Annotated in this window: 24 protein-coding genes; 12 read left to right on the top strand and 12 right to left on the bottom strand. The window is 70.7% G+C overall.

All coding sequences use genetic code 11. From position 1 onward, the window contains the following. Positions 1 to 121: 121 nt before the first annotated feature. The gene (locus K933_RS00335; protein ID WP_023392667.1) at positions 122 to 394 is read right to left on the bottom strand and encodes a hypothetical protein; all 273 of its coding nucleotides are present in this window, start codon (positions 392 to 394) and stop codon (positions 122 to 124) included. A gap of 210 nt (positions 395 to 604) precedes the next feature. Between K933_RS00335 and K933_RS00330 the strand changes: the two genes are divergently transcribed. Both K933_RS00330 and K933_RS00325 read left to right on the top strand, forming a co-directional pair. After that, complete coding sequence (locus K933_RS00330; protein ID WP_023392666.1) at positions 605 to 1165, top strand: DJ-1/PfpI family protein; 561 nt, start codon at positions 605 to 607, stop codon at positions 1163 to 1165. After that, complete coding sequence (locus tag K933_RS00325) at positions 1162 to 2220, top strand: SDR family oxidoreductase (protein WP_023392665.1); 1059 nt, start codon at positions 1162 to 1164, stop codon at positions 2218 to 2220. Before K933_RS00330 ends, K933_RS00325 begins: the two co-directional genes overlap by 4 nt. Positions 2221 to 2274: 54 nt before the next feature. Here the strand turns inward: K933_RS00325 and K933_RS00320 are convergent, their stop codons facing one another. Together K933_RS00320 and K933_RS00315 are read right to left on the bottom strand one after the other, a co-directional pair. Further along, positions 2275 to 2823, bottom strand: a complete 549-nt coding sequence (locus K933_RS00320; protein WP_023392664.1) for a uracil-DNA glycosylase — start codon at positions 2821 to 2823, stop codon at positions 2275 to 2277. Positions 2824 to 2825: 2 nt separating this feature from the next. Further along, a complete protein-coding gene (locus K933_RS00315; protein WP_023392663.1) occupies positions 2826 to 3215 on the bottom strand; it encodes a hypothetical protein in 390 nt (129 codons plus the stop codon). A gap of 188 nt (positions 3216 to 3403) precedes the next feature. On the opposite strand from K933_RS00315, the gene K933_RS00310 reads away from it, so the two are divergent. Both K933_RS00310 and K933_RS00305 read left to right on the top strand, forming a co-directional pair. Further along, positions 3404 to 4036, top strand: coding sequence for a metallophosphoesterase family protein (locus K933_RS00310; protein ID WP_023392662.1), 633 nt, complete (start codon positions 3404 to 3406; stop codon positions 4034 to 4036). A gap of 147 nt (positions 4037 to 4183) precedes the next feature. Next, positions 4184 to 4573, top strand: a complete 390-nt coding sequence (locus tag K933_RS00305) for a DUF7130 family rubredoxin-like protein (protein ID WP_023392661.1) — start codon at positions 4184 to 4186, stop codon at positions 4571 to 4573. Positions 4574 to 4666: 93 nt separating this feature from the next. On the opposite strand, the gene K933_RS00300 is transcribed toward K933_RS00305, so the two are convergent. The 5 genes from K933_RS00300 to K933_RS17680 form a co-directional block, all read right to left on the bottom strand. Next, entirely contained in the window at positions 4667 to 4957 is a 291-nt protein-coding gene (locus K933_RS00300) for a DUF7553 family protein (RefSeq protein ID WP_023392660.1), read from the bottom strand. Between the two features lie 277 nt (positions 4958 to 5234). Further along, positions 5235 to 5651, bottom strand: a complete 417-nt coding sequence (locus K933_RS00290) for a winged helix-turn-helix domain-containing protein (protein WP_023392658.1) — start codon at positions 5649 to 5651, stop codon at positions 5235 to 5237. Between the two features lie 79 nt (positions 5652 to 5730). Then, positions 5731 to 6366: a helix-turn-helix domain-containing protein gene (locus K933_RS00285; protein WP_023392657.1), complete on the bottom strand. Its 636-nt coding sequence runs from the start codon at positions 6364 to 6366 to the stop codon at positions 5731 to 5733. 106 nt (positions 6367 to 6472) lie between these two features. After that, the gene (locus tag K933_RS00280) at positions 6473 to 6940 is read right to left on the bottom strand and encodes a pyridoxamine 5'-phosphate oxidase family protein (protein WP_023392656.1); all 468 of its coding nucleotides are present in this window, start codon (positions 6938 to 6940) and stop codon (positions 6473 to 6475) included. 101 nt (positions 6941 to 7041) lie between these two features. Continuing rightward, positions 7042 to 7206, bottom strand: coding sequence for a DUF7560 family zinc ribbon protein (locus tag K933_RS17680; protein WP_023392655.1), 165 nt, complete (start codon positions 7204 to 7206; stop codon positions 7042 to 7044). A 377-nt stretch (positions 7207 to 7583) separates the two neighbouring features. Here K933_RS17680 and K933_RS00275 point away from each other — a divergent pair, with 377 nt between their 5' ends. Both K933_RS00275 and K933_RS00270 read left to right on the top strand, forming a co-directional pair. Further along, positions 7584 to 9686, top strand: a complete 2103-nt coding sequence (locus tag K933_RS00275; protein WP_023392654.1) for an acetate--CoA ligase family protein — start codon at positions 7584 to 7586, stop codon at positions 9684 to 9686. Continuing rightward, complete coding sequence (locus tag K933_RS00270) at positions 9683 to 10753, top strand: phosphotransacetylase family protein (RefSeq protein WP_023392653.1); 1071 nt, start codon at positions 9683 to 9685, stop codon at positions 10751 to 10753. The genes K933_RS00275 and K933_RS00270 overlap by 4 nt, the downstream gene beginning before the upstream one ends. A gap of 157 nt (positions 10754 to 10910) precedes the next feature. Here the strand turns inward: K933_RS00270 and K933_RS00265 are convergent, their stop codons facing one another. The 3 genes from K933_RS00265 to K933_RS00255 form a co-directional block, all read right to left on the bottom strand. Then, positions 10911 to 11231: a hypothetical protein gene (locus K933_RS00265; protein WP_200862257.1), complete on the bottom strand. Its 321-nt coding sequence runs from the start codon at positions 11229 to 11231 to the stop codon at positions 10911 to 10913. Between the two features lie 13 nt (positions 11232 to 11244). Next, entirely contained in the window at positions 11245 to 11769 is a 525-nt protein-coding gene (locus K933_RS00260) for a DoxX family membrane protein (protein ID WP_023392651.1), read from the bottom strand. A 246-nt stretch (positions 11770 to 12015) separates the two neighbouring features. Then, positions 12016 to 13065: a PfkB family carbohydrate kinase gene (locus tag K933_RS00255; RefSeq protein WP_023392650.1), complete on the bottom strand. Its 1050-nt coding sequence runs from the start codon at positions 13063 to 13065 to the stop codon at positions 12016 to 12018. A 156-nt stretch (positions 13066 to 13221) separates the two neighbouring features. Here K933_RS00255 and K933_RS00250 point away from each other — a divergent pair, with 156 nt between their 5' ends. The 3 genes from K933_RS00250 to K933_RS00240 all read left to right on the top strand — a co-directional run bounded on the left by K933_RS00250 (position 13222) and on the right by K933_RS00240 (position 15728). Continuing rightward, positions 13222 to 14139, top strand: a complete 918-nt coding sequence (locus K933_RS00250) for a universal stress protein (protein WP_049947404.1) — start codon at positions 13222 to 13224, stop codon at positions 14137 to 14139. Positions 14140 to 14265: 126 nt separating this feature from the next. Beyond that, the gene (locus K933_RS00245; protein WP_023392648.1) at positions 14266 to 14847 is read left to right on the top strand and encodes a hypothetical protein; all 582 of its coding nucleotides are present in this window, start codon (positions 14266 to 14268) and stop codon (positions 14845 to 14847) included. 26 nt (positions 14848 to 14873) lie between these two features. Continuing rightward, positions 14874 to 15728, top strand: coding sequence for a hypothetical protein (locus K933_RS00240; protein ID WP_049947403.1), 855 nt, complete (start codon positions 14874 to 14876; stop codon positions 15726 to 15728). A gap of 20 nt (positions 15729 to 15748) precedes the next feature. On the opposite strand, the gene K933_RS00235 is transcribed toward K933_RS00240, so the two are convergent. Then, positions 15749 to 16363 (bottom strand): TetR/AcrR family transcriptional regulator, encoded by a 615-nt coding sequence (locus tag K933_RS00235; protein WP_152529712.1) that lies wholly within the window; start codon positions 16361 to 16363, stop codon positions 15749 to 15751. Between the two features lie 543 nt (positions 16364 to 16906). On the opposite strand from K933_RS00235, the gene K933_RS00230 reads away from it, so the two are divergent. From K933_RS00230 to K933_RS00220, 3 genes are read left to right on the top strand one after another with little or no spacing between them, the layout of a single operon-like run. Then, complete coding sequence (locus K933_RS00230; protein ID WP_152529711.1) at positions 16907 to 18520, top strand: COG1361 S-layer family protein; 1614 nt, start codon at positions 16907 to 16909, stop codon at positions 18518 to 18520. A gap of 6 nt (positions 18521 to 18526) precedes the next feature. Further along, on the top strand, positions 18527 to 20974 hold the full coding sequence (locus K933_RS00225) for an efflux RND transporter permease subunit (RefSeq protein ID WP_023392644.1): 2448 nt from the start codon (positions 18527 to 18529) through the stop codon (positions 20972 to 20974). After that, positions 20971 to 21744, top strand: coding sequence for a TrmB family transcriptional regulator (locus K933_RS00220; protein ID WP_023392643.1), 774 nt, complete (start codon positions 20971 to 20973; stop codon positions 21742 to 21744). The genes K933_RS00225 and K933_RS00220 overlap by 4 nt, the downstream gene beginning before the upstream one ends. The last annotated feature ends 61 nt before the right edge of the window (positions 21745 to 21805 follow it).

Below are 21805 nucleotides of genomic sequence, written 5' to 3'. Positions count from 1 at the left end.
TACGAGAGTGATGCCGCGGGAAGGCAGGGTAATCGAGGGCGGCCGGACGCCGCGACGCACACCCCTGCACACTCGTCCGCGCACGGCTCTCGGGGCGTCCCGCGACTCCTCTCACGGCGCCTCACGACGACTCGATCGTCTCGACTATCTCGCGCGCCTGCTCTCTCGCCTTCTCCTCGCCGACGTGTTTGTCGATCAGCACGCTCGTGACCTCCCACTCGTCGCTCCCCTCGACCCTGCCGGTCCGGACCTCGCTCCCCGCCGAGACGGACTCGGCGGGGTCGTCGGCCCAGTCGGGGGTCCGGATCTCGTCGTACCGGTCGGGGTCGCGAAAGCGGACGTGGACGTACTCGTCTCCGGTCTCGACCGTCTCGACGTCGGGTGTGTCGGCCACACGCGACCGTACCGTCTCCGCGCGGCTAAACGTTCAGCCTGAATCTGCCGGGGTGTGACCCCCAGCGCTGGGCCGGCACGCGACGGACTCCGGTTCGGCCGAGCGAAACGGAACGGCGGGTAGCGAGCGGGACCGTCGGCTCACGGAACGGCCGACGGCGCTTGCAGCGGCTTGCCCGCTCCTTATCCGTTCGTTCCCCCTACCCGGGACGTGAGCGAATCCAGTTCCGACTCCCTCGACGGGGTCAGCGTGGGCGTCTTCGTCGCACCGGAAGGAACCGAGGAAGTCGAGTTCACGCGGTCGAAGGAGGCGGTCTCCGAGGCGGGCGCGGACGTGGACGTCCTCGGGATCGAGGAGGGCGAGGCGAGGACCGTAAACGACGACCTGGAGTGGAGCGAGTCGTACGCGGTCGACCGCACGTTCGCGGCGGCGTCCGCCGACGACTACGACGCGCTGGTGGTCCCCGGCGGCACGGTGGGCGCGGACAAACTCCGCGCCGACGACGACGCCGTCTCGCTCCTGCGTGAACACCTCGCGGACGACGGCCCGGTCGGCGTGATCTGTCACGGCCCGTGGACGCTGGTCGAGGCGGACGCGGTCGACGGCCGGACCCTGACCTCCTTTCACAGCTTAGAGACCGACCTCCGGAACGCGGGCGGCGAGTGGGTCGACGAGGCGGTGGTCGTCGACGACGGCGTGATCACCAGCCGCAACCCCGACGACCTCCCGGTGTTCTGTGAGACGCTCGTCGAGGAGTTCGCCGACGCGTGAGCGTCGAGTTGAAGCCCGTCGAACGGCAGACGATCGTGATCGTGGGCGCCACCTCCGGCATCGGGCTGGCGACCGCCCGCGAGGCCGCCGACCGCGGGGCGAACCTCGTGCTCGCGGCGCGGAGCGAGGACGCGCTCCGCGAGTTGACCGACGAGTTGACCGCCGCCGGCGCCGACGCGACGTACGTCGTCGCGGACGTGCGCGACCCCGACGACGTTGCCCGGATCGCCGACGAGGCCGAGGCGGCGTACGGCGGGTTCGACACCTGGGTCAACGTCGCGGGCGCGTTCCTCTACGGGACACTGGAGGAGACGCCCGTCGAGGAGATGCGCGAGCAGTTCGACACCAACGTCTGGGGACTGCTCCAGGGGTCGCTCGAAGCCGCCGACCGCCTCAAACCGCGCGGCGGTGCGATCGTCAACCTCGGGAGTCTGGCCTCCGACCGCGCGATCCCCCTGCAGGGGAGCTACTCCGCGTCGAAACACGCGGTCAAGGGGTTCACCGACGCGCTCCGGATGGAGTTGGAGGAGGCGGGTGCACCCGTCTCGGTGACGCTGGTCAAGCCGGCGTCGGTAGACACGCCGTACCCCGAACACGCTCGCAGCCACATGGACGAGGACGCCCGACTCCCGCCGCCGCTGTACGCGCCCGAGACGGTCGCTCGCGCCATCTTGAACGCGGCGGAGACGCCCCAGCGCGACGTGTACGTCGGGGGCGCCTCGAAGGCCATCTCGGAGGTGGGTCACTACGCGCCCGGACTCGTCGACACGGTCATGGAGACGGTGTTCACCCCGCTCCAGAAGACCGACGAGTCGACGAGTTCGGCCGCCCCCGACAACGTCGAGGAACCCACCGGCGACCTCGACGAACGGGGGAGCTACGACGGCCACGTCTCCGAGACCAGCCTCTACACGCAGGTCACGCAGGGCCGGCTCTCGCCGCGGGCCGCGCTCGCGGGCATCGCCGCGGTCGTCCTCTACCTGCTGTTCGGCGCGTCCCGCGGGAAGAACGAGGACCTGATCCGCCCCGACGGCGACGCCGACTCCGACCGGTAACCCGCTCGACTCCGGCGTCCCGTCCCCGATCCGTTCTCTCCTCTCGCCGCTTCGCTACTCGTCGCGTCCGAAGACCGTCTCCACGTCCGCCGCGAACGCCTCCTTCGCCTCGTCGCTGTAGAACGTCGCCGCGGGGTGGTACGCCGGGACGACGTCGTACCCCTCGCGTTCGAACCGCTCGCCGTGGACCTCGGATATCTTCGCGTCCCCGTCGAGCAGTTCCTCGGTGGCGAACGAACCCAACGGGACCACGAGATCCGGGTCGACCCGCCGTATCTCCGCGTCGAGCACCGGGAGCCACGCGTCTATCTCGGCGCGATGCGGGTCGCGGTTCTCCGGCGGGCGGACCTTGACCAAGTTAGTGACGTACAGGTCCGCCCGGTCGACGCCCGCGTCGTCGAGCGCCGCGTCGAGTCGGCCGCCGGCGGAGCCGACGAACGGTTCGCCCGCCTCGACTTCGTCCGCGCCGGGCGCCTCCCCGACCAGCATCACGTCGGCGTCGTCGGGACCGACGCCGGGGACGAACCGCGAGCGGTCGAACTGCTCGTCTGGGACGTCGGCGAGGGCGTCCTCGTACGCCGCCTCGAACGAGTCGGCGTCCATCCCTACTCCCTCGCCTCGTCGACGTCCACGAGTTCGGCGCCCGCTTCGAACGCGTCGGCGTCCGCCTCCTCGCTCACCTCGGACCGTTCGACCAGCGCGAGCGGCCGGTCGCCCTCGACGCCCGACCCGTCGGGCGACCGGACCAGCGCCAACCCCTTCTCGTCGAACTCCTCGCGGAACTCCTCGCCGGACACCTCGGTGAGGTCCTCGTCGTCGTCGCGGAAGCCGACCCGGAGCAGTCCGCCGTCGCCCTCCGACTCCGACTCGGGCGGGTGGCCGACGTACGCGTTCGCGTCGTCGACGAAGCTCTCGGCGGTCCACGCGTCCGTGGTGTACTGGAGCGTCCGGCCGTCGGTACGCCCGTCGTCCGCGTCGGGACTGTCGGGAGCCATCACCCGCACGTGGGGCCGCCGTTCGGATACGTTCTACGGCGGGCGGGGCGTCGTGACCGGAACCGGGCGGGTCGCGACCCGCAGCCGGCGCGCGACGACCGACGCCGACCGCTCCCGCCCTCGGCGGCGCCCCTCTCATCCCCGCTCCCGTCGGAGGGGTTACCCCGGCCGGGACCCAACCCCCGCCGATGCTGGTACTCGGGGACGCACACGCCGACGAGGCGGACAAGCGCGCGGCGCTGTCGGCCGCATACGACGCCGCCGACGCCGACGTCGCGGTCCAGGCCGGCGACCTGCTGTGGTACGACCTCCCCGTCGAGACGTGGTTCGTCGCGGGCAACAACGAGGCGTACGACACCGTCGACGCGCTCCGGGCGGGCGAGACGCCCGACGGCGTCTGCAACGCTCACCTGCTCGCGAGCACCGCGGCCGACGTGGAGGGGGTGCGCGTCGCCGGCCTGTCGGGCAACTACGCGCCCACCCAGTACGACAAGCCGCGGTCGGAACTCGCGGGCGACCGGCGGCGACACTTCGTCCGCGACGACGTCGAACGGTTGGCGGAACTCGACGACGTGGACGTGCTCGTCACCCACGAGGCGCCCCACGGCCTGCTGTACTACGGCTACGACCCGGGCTGTGAGCACGTCGACGGTCTGATCGACGCGCTCGACCCCGACCTCTGTCTCGTCGGTCACCACCACGAACACCACGAGACGGAGGTCGCGGGCTGTCGCGTCGTGAGCCTCGCGCCCGCCTGGGAGCGCTACTACACCCTCGACCCGTCGGACCTGACGCTCGACGCGTACGACACGCCCAGGTGAGCCGACGCCGCCGACCGCGTCCCCGACCCGCTGGGTCGGTCCGCCGACGACGGCCGGACCGGGGCGATGGAGCGCGGCGGTCGACCCGGGCGGACCGGACCACCGTGCGGCCGTTAACGTAAATCGTGTCCCGCACCAAGCGGAGGTATGAGTGACTCCCCGGACGCGTCCGACGACCCGATCCCGATCGAGACTGGCTCCGTCGTCTACGACCACGAGGGCAACCGGCTGGGCGTCATCGACGGACTCACCAGCGAGGGGTTCGAGGTCGACACCAACGCGGAGATAGAGAGCGTCGACGACGAGGGACACGCGGAGGTGTCGGTCCCCGACGACGAGAGCGCGCAGGCCGCCGAGACCAACGACGAGAACCTCTACGGCTCCGAACAGGAGCACGACCCGGGGCAGGAGTTCGGCGAGGGGTACATCATGTGGCGGTGTGAGAACTGCGGCGAGATGGGCGAACTCGAAGACGGGCTCCCCGAGGAGTGCCCCGACTGCGGCTCCGAGGAAGTCATCAAGTGGCGAGAGGACTGACCTGACCGGCCGGTTCGGTCGACCGCGCTTCCCCTTCCTCTTCTTCGAACGGATCGAGACGGACCTACTGTCGCGAGCGGTCGCGCTACCGGACTACTGGGAGAGTTCGGTGTCGCGCTGTTCGCGGTAGTCGGCGAACGCGTCGCGCGCCTCGCGGATATCGGCGGTCGTCTCCTCGCCCGCCTCGTCTTCGGCGCCGCGGAGCTGTTGTTGGATCGCGTCGAGTTCGTCCGACTCGTCGGACGGCTCGTCCGTCCCCTCCGCCTGGCCGAGCGCCTCGATGGCGTCTTGGACCGAGTGGAGCGTCTCGCGGACCGGCCCGTCCGCCGTCTCGGTCGCGCGGTCGACCGCGTCGCGGGCGTCCTGCAGGTGGTGGTCTGTCACATCCGCCGGGTCGCCCGCGACCGGGTTAGGCGTGGTGGCCCGCCGTCGGGCGAGCGCACCGGCCCGCGTCGGGGTCGGCCCGGGACCGGTGGCGGACCTGCCGCGTTTCGGCCTCGTCGTCGGCGACGCCCGCCGCGTCGCCGCCGACCGCGTCGACGGACCGGTCGCGCTCCGGTTCGTCAACGGCCTCTCGCAGGGGTCGCCGAGCCGTTCGTCCCGGAGCCACGCCCCGGCGAGGAGAACGCGGGACGGCCAGTCGACGTTCGGTTTCCCCTACTCAGTCGTCGGCCGGCGCGGCCCGGCCGCCGGCGCGCGCGTCGCCGAAGCGGTCGTCACCGTCCGCTCCGAGGAGCCGCAGGTCGAGTCCGTCGGCGCCGTCGAACGACGCGACGACCGCCTCGGCGGCGCGGACGTACTCGCTGGCGTGTCGCCCCGACCGACGGACCCGGGTCCGTTCGTCGAGCAGGCCCGCCTCCGTGAGCGCGTCGACCTTCCGGTAGGCGGTCGACAGCGGCAGGTCGCAGGCGTCGGCTATCTCGCTCGTCGACAGCGCTCGGTCGCCGACCGCGCGGAGGACCGCACGGCAGTCGTCGTCGTCGAGGGCGTCGAGGAGACGGTCGGTGCTCTCGGCGTCGGTCGGGGTCGGCGACCGCTCGGGTCGACCTGTCGACACCGCGGGCGAGTGGTCGGTCACGCTCGGTCGTAGTCGCTCGGCGGGCACGAGCGGTCGCCCCCAGCATCGGGGTGGGTTTATCAGTCGTGCCGCCCGGCGCTCACAGCACGTCGCCGAGCAGTTTCGTCTCCGCCGCCGCGAGATGTTCACCGAACGTCGAGGCGGAGATATCGAGCGCGGCGGCCACCTCGGTCGCGTTGGCGCGGCGGGGGCGCTCGAAGTAGCCCATCTCGTAGGCCGTCTCCAGCACCTCCAGTTGTCGTGGGGTGAGCTTCCCCCGGTCGACGAACACGCCGTCGCGCGACCCGTCGGCGCCGGGCGAGCGGACGAACCGCTTGATGTCCATCCCCGGGAACCGCTCGCGGAGGTCGGCGACCACCTCGCGGAGTTCGTCGTAGTCGGCGGCGTGAAACACGAGCGTCAGCGACCCCTCGCGGGCGGTGTAGCGCGCGACCGGACAGCCGGACGACCCGAGACACTCACAGGGGCAGGTCACCCCCTCGTCGTGGACCAGCCGGTAGCGCCGGGTCGGCCCCCCCGAGAACACGGGCGTCACGTCGATAGCGGGGTCGTGGTCGGCGTCGAGCGAGAACTCGGTCACGCTCTCGGCGTCGTCGGTCGGGCAGACGTTGGCCGTCACCGAGTCGATGGTCGTCCCCGCCGCCGCCGACAGCCCCGCCAGCGGGCAGACGTCGGCGTCGTCGAACTCCACCGTGGCTCGGATCCCGGACGCCATGAATCGACCGACGGTTGCCGGCGTGACTACTTGAGTATACCGCGCGACTGCGGGACGACGCGCCCGGAGACCGCCCCCGGGTAGCGGAGCCGAAACGGGAGCCGCGTTACGACTTCGGGGCGTCGTCGCCCCGGTCGACGGCGATCCGCCGCCCGGTCACCTGCTCGGGGACCAGTTGGTAGAGCTTGATGTCGAGGTCCCGCTTCGCCTGCCCCCAGATCTCGAACAGCGGCCGCTTGGCCTCGCCGTACTGTTCGACGTGCTCGACGGTCAACTCGTCGCGGGCTATCTCCTCGAGGCGGCCGACGACGACGACGCTCCGGTAGACGTCGCCCTCCTCCTCGTAGACGACGAGACGCGCCTGCGGCGTCGACGCGAGGAACCGCCGCTTCTCGCTTTCGGGCGTCGAGACCAGTCGGAGATAGAACTTCCGAGCGCCGGCGTCGTAACCGTACGAGACGGGAACCGCGTACGGTTCGTTGTCGAGCGCGAGCGAGAGGACACCCGTCTCGCGTTCGCCGAGGAACGCGTCGGTCTCCTCCCGTGACAGCTCGGTTTGCGGGCCTAGACTCATCGTTCGCGTTAGCAAGCACGCGACGACTACTTAATACCTGTTTCGAGAGCCGGCGACCGGCGCCGACGGCTCGGGGCGCCGGCCGGCCGCCGTCGGGCGGCTCAGGTCGACTCGGTCGACGTCGTCTTCGTGAACGCTTCGGGGGTGAGCGACGACCCGCAGACGACGCAGCCTTTCTCCAGGAGGGCGTCACGCATCGAACCGTTCACCTCCAGCGACTCCCCGCACGCGGGGCAGTCGAACACGTACTCCGTCTCCCCATCCATCGTCCGTGGTACTCGTCCCTCGTATAATAAATGAGGGCGTCCGTTCCGAACGGCTGAGAACGCCGCCTCCCCGGCCGTTCCGCGGTCGGCGACCGACCGCCGACCGGGTCGCGGTGACGCGTCCCAGCGGCGGTTCCCGTCCGGTCGGAACGCGGGTGAGGTATTAACCGCCGTCGGGCGAACCACCCAGTACCCATGCGACCGAAGCGTGCGAGCGACGAGACGAGCGAGGACCCGATCCCCCCCGACGACGGGGGCGGTGAGGGGGCCGAGGAGTTGCCGCGGCCGCAGGGGTCGCGACGGGAAGCGACGCGGGCCGCGACGGCCGGCTCGTCCCCCCGCGTGGGGGTGCCGCCCGCCGTCACTCCCAGCGCCCGATGAGCGGCGGGCTCTCCGGGATGTTCGACCCCGACCGGGTCGCCGTGGTCGGCGCGACCGACCGCGCGGACTCCGTCGGCCGCGCCCTCATGGAGAACCTGCTCGCCGACTTCGACGGCGAGGCGGTGCCGGTCAACCCCGGCCGCGACCGGGTGCTCGACCGGGAGTGCTACCCCGACGTGGGGTCGGTCCCCGACCCCGTCGACGTCGCCGTCGTCGTCGTGCCGGCGGCGGTGGCGGTCGATGCGGTCCGCGAGGCCGCCGAGGCCGGCGTCGAGAGCGTCGTGGTGATCACCGCGGGGTTCGGCGAGACCGGCGGCGAGGGCGCCGCCCGCGAGCGCGACCTGCGGGCGGTCGCCGACGAGTACGACCTCGACCTCGTTGGACCGAACTCCATCGGGGTCCTCAGCACGCCCGCGGGGCTGAACGCGACGTTCGCGCCGACGATGGCGCTCCCCGGCGACATCTCCTTTATGAGCCAGTCGGGCGCGTTCATCACGGCGGTCCTGAGCTGGGCCGAGGAGCGCGGGCTCGGGTTCAAGGACATCGTCTCGCTGGGCAACAAGACGGTGCTCGACGAGGTGGACTTCGTCGACCACTGGGGCGACGACCCCGACACCTCGGTGGTGTTGGGCTACTTGGAGGACGTCTCCGACGGCCGGGCGTTCATCGAGACCGCCCGCGAGACGACCGGCAACACCCCGCTGGTCGTCGTCAAGTCCGGGTGGACCGACGCGGGCGCGCAGGCGGCCTCCTCGCACACCGGTGCCATCGCGGGGAGCGAACGCGCCTACGAGGCGGGGATGGACCAGGCGGGCGCCATCCGCGTCGAGACGGTCGAGGAACTGTTCGACTTCGCGCAGGTGCTGTCGGGCCAGCCGCTGCCCGACACCGACGACGTGGCGGTCGTCACGAACGCGGGCGGGCCGGGCGTGATGGCGACCGACGCCATCGGCGCCTCCGACCTCTCGCTCGCCTCGTTCGCGGAGTCGACGCGCGCGGACCTCCGCGCGGTGCTCCCCGACGAGACGGGCGCGGACAACCCGCTCGACCTGATCGGCGACGCCACCGTCGACCGGTTCCGCGACACGCTCGACACCGTCCTCCGCGACGACGGCGTGGGCGGCGCGGTGGTGATCGCCTGTCCCACCGCGACGTTCGACTACGCCGACCTCGCGGCGGTGATCCGCGAGTGTGACGCCGCCCACGACAAGCCGCTCGTGACGTGTCTGATGGGCGGCGAGCGCGCGACGGCGGCCGCGCGCGCGCTCGACGACGACGGCATCCCCAACTACTTCGACCCCGCGCGGGCGGTGCGGAGCCTCGACGCGCTCGCGCGCTACCGAGCGATCAGCGAACGCGAGTACGACGCGCCCGCCGAGTTCGACGTCGACCGCGAGCGCGCCCGGGAGGTGCTCGAATCGGTCGAGCGCCGCGAGAACAACCGCCTCGGCGTCGAGGCGATGGACCTCCTCGACGCGTACGGCATCGACACGCCCAGAGGCGAGATCCTCACGGACCCGACCGACGCCGAGGCGGTCGCCCGGCGCTACGACGGCCCGGTCGTGATGAAGATCGTCAGCCCCGACATCCTCCACAAGTCGGACATCGGCGGCGTCCGCGTCGGCGTTCCGAACGACGAGGTGTACGACACGTTCGAGACGCTGGTCGCGCGCGCGCACAACTACCAGTCGGACGCCACCGTCCTCGGCGTCCAGGTGCAGGAGTCGGTCGACATCGACGCGGGCGTCGAGACCATCGTCGGGATGAACCGCGACCCGCAGTTCGGGCCGCTCCTCCTCTTCGGACTCGGCGGCATCTTCGTCGAGATCCTCGAAGACTCCTCGTTCCGCGTCGCGCCCGTCAGCGAACGGGAGGCGCGGACGATGACCGAGGAGATCGACTCGGCGCCGCTGTTGCGCGGCGCGCGCGGGCGCGACTCGACGGACGTCGACGCGGTGGTCGAGGCGATCCAGCGACTCTCGCAACTCGTCACCGACTTCCCGGCGATAGAGGAACTCGACATCAACCCGCTGGTCGCGCTCCCCGACGGCGCGCAGGCGGTCGACATCAGGCTCACGGTCAACCCAACCCAACTATGAAACCACTGCTCGTCACCGCGACGGAGGAGAGTATCGGCAAGACGGCGGTCGCACTCGCGCTCGCGCGACTCGCGCGCGAGCGCGGCCGGTCGGTGGGCTACCTCAAGCCGAAAGGGACCCGCCTGGAGAGCACCGCCGGCAAGACGTTCGACACCGACCCCGCGCTCGCGGCCGACCTGCTCGAGTTGGGCGTCGACCCGGCGGACCTCGAACCGGTGGTCTACTCGCCGACGTTCGTCGACCAGGTGCTGAAGGGCCGGGAGGACCCCGCGGACCTCGCCGAACGGGTGCGCCGCGCGTTCGAGGCGCAGGCCGCCGACCACGAGTTCGTCGTCGTCGAAGGCGACATGGGCACCGGCGGCGTGGTCGGGCTGACCGACCCCGAGGTGGCCGACATGCTCGACGCGGACGTGCTCCTCGTCGCGGGCTACGACGGCCCGCGCGACGTCGACGCCATCGTCGACGCCGCCGACCGCGTGGGCGACCGACTCGCTGGCGTCGTGTTCAACGGCGTCGCCGACGCCGAGTACGACTACGTCGAGAACACGGTCGTCCCGTTCCTCGAAGGGCGGGGGGTCCCGGTCGTCGGCGTCGTCCCGCGGGCGACCGACCTCGCGGGGGTGAGCGTCGAGACGCTCGCGGACGAACTCGGCGCGGAGGTGCTGACCGACGTCCCGACGGACGGCGTCGTCGAACGGTTCGTCGTCGGCGCGATGGGCGGCGACACCGCCCTGCGGTACTTCCGGCGGACGAAAGACGCCGCGGTGATCACCGGCGGCGACCGCTCGGACATCCACGTCGCCGCGCTCGAAGCCGCGGGGGTTCGGTGCCTCGTGCTCACGGGCGGGGTCCGTCCCTCGGGGTCGGTGCTCGGCACCGCCGAGGAGAACGGCGTCCCCGTCCTGTTGGTCCAGACGGACACGCTCGGTGCGGTCGAACGCGCCGAGACCGTGCTCCGGAGCGGCCGAACCCGGTCGGCGCGGACGGTCGACCGGATGAGCGGCCTGCTGTCGGAACACGCCGACGTGGAGGCGCTGTTGGCCGGCGACTCCTCCGCCGACGGGTAGACCGGGTCGCGTCCGCTCGCCCGTCGGTCCCTCGCCGCCGTCGGCTGTGGGGACGCGCGGCTCCCGAGCGGTGCGTCGGTGGCGCGGGAAAAACGGCCGTCCGCGGTCAGGTGCCGTCGTCGGTTTCGACGGTCCGGCCCGCGGCCGAGTCGGTCGTTCAGCCGTCGAACAGCCGGTAGACGCCGTACAGCCCGAAGACGATCAGTCCGAGCGCGACGACGTACGCCCGCAGCGTCGGACCGAACAGCGGGCTCGCGACGACCGTCGCCCCCTCGGGTACGAGCGCGGGTGCGACCACCTGCCCCGTCGTCGTCTCGCCGCCGCTCGTCAGTTCGTAGACGTACAGCGGGCTCTCGTAGCCTACGAGGACGTTGATCAGTCCCATCACGACGATGCCGAGCGTGACGAGACCGCCCCCGCCGTACATCGCGAGTCTATCCACCGTGTCGAGTTGTCTCGTGTCTCCGATAGTTGCCATAGTCGTCTCCTCCTTATCCGAGCAGGTAGCGCGCCCAGCGGTGCTCGCGTACGAACTCCGTGTCCTCGAGGTACCCGTCGACGCCCCACACCCGGCCGGCGCCGAGTATCGCCAGGGTGACGAACAGCAGCAGCCCCCAGAGGTCGCCGTTGGTCATCCCGTTGGCCCACCCGTGGTTGGTGAAGTAGAAGAAGAACATCAGGACGCCGCCGAAGAAGGACGCCAGCCTGACGAACGCGCCCACGAGCAGGCCGAGACCGATGAGGAGTTCGCCCCACCCCACCGCGTAGTTCGTGAACGTCAGCAGGGCGCCGTTGGCGAACACCTGCATGATCGGTTCGGTGATCGCTCCCCGGCTGGCACCGCCGAGGTAGCCCGCGGCGCTGAAGCCGAACAGCACCTTCGTCAGGCCGGCGTGGAGGAACCAGTACCCGACGAGGACGCGCAGGAAGAGGGCCCAGTAGGCCACCCACGGTCCCGACAGGGAGAGCGTTACGTCGTCGTTGAGAACGGTCGTATCGAGTTCGTTCGTCGCCATCGTTGTCTCCGCGTGGGTCTCGTGGCTCCAACTGCTTCAACTTCGCACGCGATTCTCGGACGCTCGGAACACCGACCGCCCCCGGTCGCGAGCGGTCGCGCGTCCGCGCCGACCGGGTTCGACCTCGCGTGGGACGGACGGGTCGACGGCGAGCGGGAAGCGTCGCGTAGCCCACGGTCTTTCACCTCGGTCGGGGCGAGGGCGACCGGCCGGAACGCGGGTCTACCGACTCCAGCCGACCGGGACTCAGGGGGCGGTCCGCTCGATACGCGAGACGATGTCGTCGACGGAGCCGTGGTCGGCGGTCTCGACGTAGTGGGCCGCGCAGGCGTTGCCGCACGCGAGCGCGACGTCCCACGCCCAGCCGTTCGCCAGCGCGTACGCCAGCCCGCCCGAGAAGTGGTCGCCGCCGCCGGTGTGTCGGGCCACCCGGTCGACGTCGAGGCTCTCGACGGTCGTCCGGCGGTCGGCGGTGGCGACGACCGCCTCGTCGGTCGCGTGTACCACGGCGGCCGTGACGCCCGTCGCCTCCCGAACCGCGTCGAGGCGGGCGTCGTCGTCGACGGCGGGCGGGCCGGGGAGCGTCGCGGCCGTCGCGCGGAGTTCCGCCCGGTTGACGCTGTACACCACGTCGAACGTCGACCCGAGCGACGCGATGGCGTCGCGGAGCGCCTCCACCCCTTCGGCACCGACGCCGTCGAGGCCGCCCGGGTCGAAGACGAACGGGACCCGGGGGAGTTCCTCGCGACCCAGTTCGTGGAACGCCGCTCCCATCGCGGGCGCGGAACTCCAGTTGCTCCAGCAGACGGCGTCCACGTCGAACACGCCGGCGAGACCGGGGTCCGCGACCCGTCGTAGGTCCGCGAGCGCCCAGTCGTCGTCGGTCCGGTCGACCACCATCACGTCGCCCTCGTCGAAGTCGAACGCGCACACCGACGCGGGCGACCCCATCGACGCCGTCTCGAAGTCGAGGTCGTCGAACACCGGGTGGTCGAGGTGACCGTAGCAGGTCACGTCGCTCCCAAGCGCGTGGAGTTGCTGGGCGGCGTTGACCGCCTGTCCGCCGGGTTCGACCGAGTCGACCGACAGCGCGAACGTCGATGGGTCGCCGTCGACCAGCGCCCGCCCCAACGCCGCCCGGCGGTCGAACGCGCCGTCGCCGCCCGCGAGCGTACAGTGACGGTCGACGCTCCCGTCCGGGAGGGTGGCGAGCGTCGGCGCCGGCCGCTCGGTCAGCCGGTCGCGGAGGCGACCGTACGCGTCCGACCCGTCGGGACCGTCCGACTCTCGCGACACGGCTGCGGTTGGTCGGTCGCCGGCAAAAGCGTACGGTTCGCGGGTACCCCGGGTGGGTCCCGGGGCGCGACCCGCGCCGCCCGACGAGGCCGCGGCGGTCTCGCCGCGTGGGGACGCGCTGACCGTTTTTTGTACTCGCGGGTCGAACGGTCGACCATGTACGGGACGCTCCTCTTCCCAACCGACGGCAGCGAGGGCGCGTCGGCCGCCTTCGGCCACGTCCTCGACGTCGCCGAGGCTCGCGACGCGACGGTCCACGTCCTCCACGTGGCCGACACGACCAACGCGGGCGTCCGTCTGGGCGACGCCACCGCCGACGGTCTCGTGGCCGCGGGCGAGACGGTGGTCGACGAGACGGCGGACCGCGCCCGCGAACGCGGGGTGTCGGTCGTGACCGCGGTGGTGCGCGGCGAACCGTACGCCGAGATCGTCGACTACGCCGACGCCGAGGCGGTCGACACCGTCGTGATGCCGACCCGCGGGCGGCGTGGCCTCGGCCGCCTCCTGCTCGGGAGCACGACCGAGCGGGTGGTCCGGCGGTCGAACGTGCCGGTGCTCACGATCCGGCCGGACGCCGCCGTCGACTACCCCTACCGGACGGTGCTGGTCCCGACCGACGGGAGCGACTGCGCGGACGAGGCGCTCGCGCGTGGCGTCGACGTCGCGAACGGGTCGGGGGCGGCGCTCCACCTGCTGTCGGTCGTCGACGTCGCCAGCCTCGGCGTCGACGTCCGGACCGACATCCAGTCGGCGTCGCTCGAAGCCAGCGCGGAGGCGGTGCTCGACGAGGCGTCCGCGTTCGCCGAGGAGCGAGGCGTCGACCCGACGACGGCGATGGAGTACGGGTCGTCGATCCACCGGACGGTCGACTCGTACGTCGAAGAGCACGACGTAGACCTCGTCGTCGTCGGGACCCACGGTCGGACCGGGTTCGACCGCTACATGCTGGGGAGCGTCACCGAGGCGCTGGTCCGGACCGCACCGGTCCCGGTGTTGACGGTCCGCGCACCCGTCGACGGGGATGCGGACGCGGCCGACGCCGGGACCGAGGCGGCCGACCCCGACGGACGGTAGCGGGGGTCCTCGACCCCCGGCGGTCGGGTGGCGGCCTCCGCCGTGGGTTCTCCGTCCGCCGTTCCCGCCGACCGCCGGGTTCGTAACCCGCGAGCGATAAACCCCCCCGGAGACAGATCGAGCACGATGCTCACGACGGAGGACACGGAGTGCGGGCTACGGGCGGCACTCGTCGCGGTCTGTCTCGCCGGACTCCGCGACCGGAACCCGGGAGCGGTCGCGAACGGGCTGATCACACTCGCGTGTAGCTACCTCCCCGGATTCGTCGAACGGCGCTACGACGTCGAGTTCCGACCGTGGCAGCGGCTCTACGTCGAAGGGGGGATGCTCGCGCACGCGGTCGGGATGCTCGGCCCGTACGACGACGTCCCCTGGTGGGACCACCTCACCCACACCCTCTCGGCGACGATGCTCGGCGGGGCAGTCCACGTCGTCGCCAGGCGGCGCGGCCGCGACCCCCGTCCGCTCGTCGTCGGAACCGTGGCCGTCGGCGGTGTCGTCTGGGAACTCGGCGAGTACGCCGTCCACGCCGCCTCACGGCGGGTGGGTCTCGACCCGCTGTTGGTCTCGTACGGCCCGCTTGACACGGCCCTCGACGTCGTGTTCGACCTGGTGGGCGCGTCGCTCGTGGTCCGGTTCGGCGACCGCCTCCTCGGCAACCTCACGGGCCGCGACGACAGCGCCGGTCGACCCGACCGAAAAGAATAACTCGTCGACGTACCACCTCCCAAATTATGACAAATACCGTACCTGTACAGGACGCGACCGGAGAGGAGTGGGACTGTCTGATCGTGTTGGACGCCTGTCGGTACGATTCCTTCGAGCGGCTGTACGACGGGTACTTCTCGGGTGACCTACAAAAACGCAGAAGTCCGGGGTCGGCGACGCCCGAGTGGGCCGCCAAGACGTTCACCGCCGACCACGACATCACCTACCTCTCGGCGAACCCGTTCGTCAACAGTCTCGGCGTCCCGCTCGACGAGTTGCGGTGGGGCGCCTCCTGCGAGTACGAGTGGGCCGCCGCCGACCACATCGATACGGTGGTCGACCTCTGGCGCGACGCGTGGGACGACGACCTCGGCGCGGTCACCCCCGGGTCCGTGACCGAACACGCCCGGCGGTGGCGCGAGGAGACGGACGACCCGCTGGTGGTCCACTACCTCCAGCCGCACGCGCCGTACCTCCGGCGGGGGACGGGTCGGAAGCTGAGACGGATCCGCGGCGGCGTCGCGGCGCCTCCGGAGGACGACCCCCCGGACGGGTCGGCGGTCGGCGCGGTCAGGGAGTGGGTCGAACGCCGACTCGGCCGGAGCCAGGTGGCGATGATGCTGGGGATGCTCGTCGAACTCGACCCCGCGAGCGTGTTCGACATCGGCGGGCGGGGGTTCGCGGAGACCATCCGGTCGTACTACGAGGAGAACCTCCGTCTCGCGCTCGCGGCCGCGTCCGACCTCGCGTCCGACCTCGACGGCCGGGTGGTCGTGACCGCCGACCACGGCGAGGCGTTCGGCGAACACGGCGTCTGGGAACACCACGTCGAGACCCACATCCCGCCGCTGGTCGACGTGCCGTGGCTGGTGCTCGACTGACCGCCGGCCGCGGGTCGGCGTCACTCCCCCCGGTGGAGTTCGGCGTCGAGGTACGACGACAGCGAGACGCGGACGGCCGCCGTGCTCTTCCGCTCGGCGGTCGCCCGGCCGTACATCGCGCCGTTGACCACCGCGAGGACGTGTTCGGCCACCCGCGTCGAGTCGACGTCGCGGAACTCCCCCTCCGCGATGCCGCGCTCGATGATGTCGCGGACCGTCGCCACGATCCGGTCGTCGAGTTTGGAGAACTGCTCGCGGAACGCCTCCTCGGTCACCGCCTGCGCGCGGAGTTCCACCTGGACCGAGTGGAGTTGACGCTGCTCTTCGGCGGGGTCGAGCGGCAGCAGTTTCTCGACGACGTGTTCCAAGTCCGCGCTCGGGTCCTCGCCCACCTGGGTGTCGAACAGCGCCTCGAACCGGTCGGCCGCGAAGTCGAGAAACGCCACGAGCAGTTCGTCCTTCGAGTCGTAGTGGTAGTAGATCGACGCCTTCGACTTGTCGAACTCCTCGGCGATTCGCGAGATGGAGAGGTTGGCGTAGCCGTGGGTCAACAGCGCCCGGTAGGTGGCGTGCATGATCGCCTCTTCGGCCGCGCTCCACTTCCCGTCGGTCGAGTCCCATCCGGAATCCATCATCGACGCGCGCCGCCGGTCGTCGCGCCGGCGCGCTCGGTCACCCCCGTCGGTTCGACTCGTGCGCGTACCGACCGCCGTTCCCGCCGGCCGGCCCGGCGATCGCTCCCGTCGCCGGGCCGCCCGCGCGCGGCGCGACGGGGCGGGCCGGTCCGTGGCTGCGTCCGCGTCATGGACCTAGTTGAACGTTAAGTTGGTATAAAACTTGTCGGTGTGGTCCGTCCGACCGGCGAGCCACTTACCAGAAGCTACAAGTCGCGGGAGTTGAACGCTCACCCACCGAACGCACGCGGCGCCGACCACGGGTCGTCGGGCCGGTAGTGCTCCGGGAGACGGACGTACACGACGTTCTCACGCGTCCGGCGCGGTCGCGCTCCGTCGGATACGTCTGTGTGTAGAAAACAACTATCACTCTGTTTGGACCGGTTCCCTACCATTTATCTACCCCGCCCCGTAACGTGACTCTGACTAAATGTTCAGTATACGGGACGGCGACACAGCGGGTCACACCGAACGGTCGGTCGCGGACGGGGGGGACGGATGCGAGTGAACTGGCGAAAGGCGGGTGCGGTGGCGCTCGTCGCGATGCTGCTGGTGCCCGGCGTGGCGCTGGCCGGGTACACGGGGTCACCCGACATCGAGGTGTTCGCGCCCGACAACACGCTCGAACCCGGTGCGGAGACGACGCTGGCGGTCCAGTTGACCAACGCGGGCGACTCCAGACAGGTCAACTTCCGCTCCGGCGCGCCCAGCACGCCGAGCGCGGACCAGCAGGCGCAGGTGACGACCGCGCGCGACCTGAGCGTCGAACTGGAGAGCGGGAGCGCGCCCGTCGACGTCAAGACGAACGAGATCGCGCTCGGCGCCCTCCAGGACGGCGGCGTGACCGACGCGGAGTTCCGGGTCTCCGTCCACGAGGACGCCGAACCCGGCGAGTACCGCCTCCCGATCGACATCTCCTACCGGCACGTCGAGAGCGTCGACTACACGGGCGAGGTGCTCGACCGCGACGACGTCACCGAAGACGAGTACGTGACGATCGAGATCACCGACAGCGCGCGCTTCGAGATCGTGAACATCACGACCGACGCGCAGGTCGGCGGCACCGGCCCGGTCGCGCTCACGATGGAGAACGTCGGCTCGGCGGAGGCGTCGGACGCGACCGTCACCCTCCAGTCGATGAGCGGCGACGTGACGTTCGGACAGTCGGCCAGCACCTCCCGGTACGTCGGCAACTGGAGCGCCGACGGGCGGCAGACGGTCCGCGTCCAGGCCGCGGTGGCGTCGGGTGCGCTCACCGAACCGTACGCGGTCCAAGCGAGCGTCCAGTACGACGACGAGGACGGCGTGACGACCGAGTCACAGCCGCTCTCGACGGGGATCGTCCCCGAACCCGAACAGGAGTTCTCGCTGGATGCGGACGAGTCGACGCTCCGTGTCGGCCGCGAGGGGAATCTGAGCGGGTCGATCACCAACCGGGGTCCCTCGACGGCACACGACGCCGTCGTGGTGTTCAGCCCCTCCTCGCAGAACGTCAACGCCCAGGAGACCGAGTTCTCGCTCGGCACGCTCGAAGCGGGTGAGTCCGCGGAGTTCTCGGTTCCGGTCGAGGTCAGCCAGAACAGCGAACCCGGCCAGCGCCAGTTCGCGTTCCAGGTCCAGTATCTCGACTCCGATGACGACCAACGGCAGAGCTCGCAGCTCAACGTGCAGGCGGACGTCCAGCCGCAGCGGGACCGCTTCGACGTCCGGCTGGAGAACGAGACGCTCGAGGCGGGCCAGACCCGGACCGTCACGCTGCTCGTGACGAACAACGGCGAGGAGACGCTCCGGAACATCGACGCGCGGGCGTTCACCGACAACGACCTGTCGCTGCCGAGCGACACCGCGTTCGCCCGCCAGATCGGGCCGGGCGAGACGACCGAACTCGTGTTCGAACTCGGCGCGGGCGCGGACGCGATCCCCGACCGGACCTACTCGTTCAACGTCGACTTCCAGTACGAGACCGGCGGCGAGACGCAGCTCTCCGACACGTACTCGGTTCCCGTCGACGTCACCGAACCGACCGACAGCGGCGGGCTGCCGTGGGGGATCATCGGCGTCGTTCTCGTCGTCGTGGCGCTCGTCGGTGGAGCCCTCTGGTACCGCAGCCGGAGCTAACCCCCGATGATCGACTACGAATCGTACATCGAAACCATCGACGATTACATCGTCAACCGGACGAAGACCGTCGTCATCGCGTTCTTCGTGGTGACGCTGGTGTTCAGCGCGGGGCTGGGCAACATCTCGACGGAGGCCGGCACCAGCCAGTTCACCGAGGACTCGCCCGCGGCGGACGCGCTCGACTCCGTCGACCGCGAGTTCAGCCAACCGTTCGACGACGGCGGCGGGAGCACACAGCTCATCCAGCGCGGACAGAACGTGCTCGCGAAGGAGGCGATGCTCGACATGTTGCGGGTGCAGTACCGCGCCCAACAGCGGGAGGGCTTACGCGTCACGAGCACGTCGAGTTTCGCCAGCATCGTCGCGCGGACGCTCGACCCGAGCGCGACGACGCTCGAAGCGCAGATCGACGCCATGGAGGGGGCGACCCGGACCGAGGTGCGGACGGCCGCCCGACAGGTGTTGTCGACCCAGAGCGCGCAGTCGCTCGTCAGCGACGACGTCAACCGCGAGTCGGTCACGGCGTCGGCGACCATCGGCGTCGTCAGCCACGACGTGCCCGGCGCCGGCTCGTCGGGCGCGGGGACGGGTGGGACCAGTCCGCTGACGGGCATCCAAGAGCAGATCCAGTACATCACCACCACCGTCGGCAGCGACATCGAGGTGTTCGGCAGCGGCCTCATCTCCGCGGAACTGTCCAGCGTCATCCTCGACTCGCTGTTGATCGTCGTGCCCGCGGCGGTGGTCCTCATCCTGGTGTTCCTCGTCATCTCCTACCGCGATCCGTTCGACCTCCTGTTGGGGGTCGTCTCGCTGTTGATCGCCATCATCTGGACGTTCGGCTTCATGGGACTGGCGGGGATCGCGTTCTCGCAGATGCTGATCGCGGTCCCGCCGCTGTTGCTCGCAGTCGGGATCGACTTCGGCATCCACGCGATCAACCGGTATCGGGAGGAGCGCGTCGAGGGACGCGACATCTCGACGTCGATGCGGATCACGACCGACCAACTGCTCGTGGCGTTCACCATCGTCACCGTCACGACCGTGTTGGGCTTCCTCTCGAACACGATCAGCGACCTCGCGCCGATCCGCGACTTCGGGCTGGTCGCGGCGGTCGGGATCCTCTTTACGTTCTTCATCTTCGGGATCTTCCTCCCGGCGGCGAAGGTGATGATGGACCGGTTCCGCGAGCGGGTCGGCCTGCCGCGGTTCGGGTCGAACCCGCTGGGGAGCGAGGACTCCGTGCTGAGCACGGTGCTCGGCGTCGGCGTCACCGTCTCCCGGTACGCCCCCCGGCTGTTTCTGGTCGTCGTCCTGGTGTCGACGGCCAGCGTGGGCGCGTACGGCACCGGCGTCGACACCACCTTCTCCCAGGAGGACTTCCTCCCGCCGGCCGAACAGCCCCAGTGGCTCCAGGAGCTTCCGGAGCCGTTCGCGCCGGGGACGTACACGGTGACGCGGAACCTCGACTTCCTCGAGGAGAACTTCGAGTCCTCCCAGGGGAGTTCCGTCATCATCTACGTCGAGGGGGACTTACGCAGGGGATCGACGCTGGAGTCGATCCAGCAGGCGAGTCAGAGTCCCCCCGACGTGTTCGTCACCGACGACCGGTACGCCGAGTCGTCGAGCATCGTCACGGTGATCCGCGACTACGCCGACCAGTCGCCTGAGTTCGCCGCGCTCGTCGACCGGAACGACATCGACGACGACGGCATCCCCGACCAGAATCTCGAGCGGATCTACGACGAACTGTTCGCCTCGCCGTACGCCGACCAGGCGGACGACTACCTCACCGACGACTACCGCAGCGCGCAGGTCGTCTACACCGCCGAGGCGGGCGCCAGCCAGGACGCGGTCGTCTCGGGCGGCGAGACGATGGCCGAGCGGTTCCGCCAGTCGTCGACCGCGACCGGTCAGACGTTCGTCCTCGTCGCGGTCACGAACACCATCTTCAGCTCGGCGATCGAGAGCCTCGCGCTCGCGCTCGCGGCGACGGCGGTGTTCCTCGTGATCGCGTACAAGATCACGAACGACTCGTGGTCGCTCGGGCTCGCCAACCTCGTCCCCATCGTGGTCGCGGTGGCGTTCATCGCCGGGACGATGCGCTACCTCGGCATCCCGCTGAACGCGCTGACGGCGACCATCCTCTCGATCGCGATCGGGCTGGGGATCGACTACTCCGCGCACGTCGTCCACCGGTTCGCCGACGAGTACGAGGAGAGCGGCGGCGACGTCACGTTCGCGCTCCGCCGGACGATCAACGGGACGGGCGGGGCGCTCACCGGCAGCATGCTGACGACGACCTCCGGGATGGGCGTGCTCGCGCTGGCGATCACGCCGATCCTCGGGCAGTTCGGGATCGTGGTCGCGCTGAGCATCGGCTACTCGTACGTCGCGGCGATGGTCGTCTCCCCGTCGGTGCTGGTCGTCTGGGACCAGGTGGTCGGGTGAACGGACGCGACTCCGGGGCGGACGCCGACGACGTGGTGGCGGCGCTCAAGGAGTTCGGCTTCTCGACGTACGAGGCGGAGACGTTCCTCGCGCTCCAGCGGCTCGGCGTCGGCTCCGCGCGCGACGTCCACGAACTCTCGGGCGTCCCCCGCTCGCAGGTGTACGGCGCCGCGGAGTCGCTCGCGGAGGCGGGGCTGATCGACGTCCAGCAGACCAACCCGCAGGTGTACCGCCCGGCGGCGGTCGAGGAGGTGAAAGACCGGCTCCGGAGCCGGTTCGAGACGCGCTACGACCTCGTCGTCGACCACCTGACCGACCTCGCGGACCGCCGGGAGCCGACGACCGAACAACGGCAGGACGTCTGGCGGATCGAGGGGGCGGCGAGCGTCGCCTCCCGCGCGGTCAAACTGCTCGAGACCGCGGACGACGAGGTGGTGTACGTGCTCGGCGAGCGGACGCTCGTCACCGCGGCCGAGGAGTCGGCGGTCCGCTCGCTCGTCGACCGCGGCGTGGAGGTCACGGTGGTCTCGCCGTCGGCCGATCTCCGCGAGCGGTTCGAAGCGACGGGCGCCGAGGCGCTCTCGCCCGACGTGACCGACGGGTCGCCGGCGGTCAGCCGTATCCTCGTCGTCGACGACGCCGGCCTCCTGTTGAGCGTGCGCGGCCGCGAGGAGACCGCGATCTGGAGTCTCGACACGATGTTCGCGCGGACGCTCTCGGAACTGGTCCGCGAGTCGCTCGTGAGCTTCGTCGGCGGGTTCTCGGCGTAGCTAGCGAACCGCTCGCGACCCCCGCCGGCCGGGGTCGGGCGGTCCCGCCCGCGAGGGACGG

The sequence above is a fragment of the Candidatus Halobonum tyrrellensis G22 genome (genome assembly GCF_000495475.1).
Classification (GTDB): domain Archaea; phylum Halobacteriota; class Halobacteria; order Halobacteriales; family Haloferacaceae; genus Halobonum; species Halobonum tyrrellense.
The sequence above is the reverse complement of the archived record's forward strand: the minus strand, read 5'-3'. Positions and strand labels throughout refer to the sequence as shown.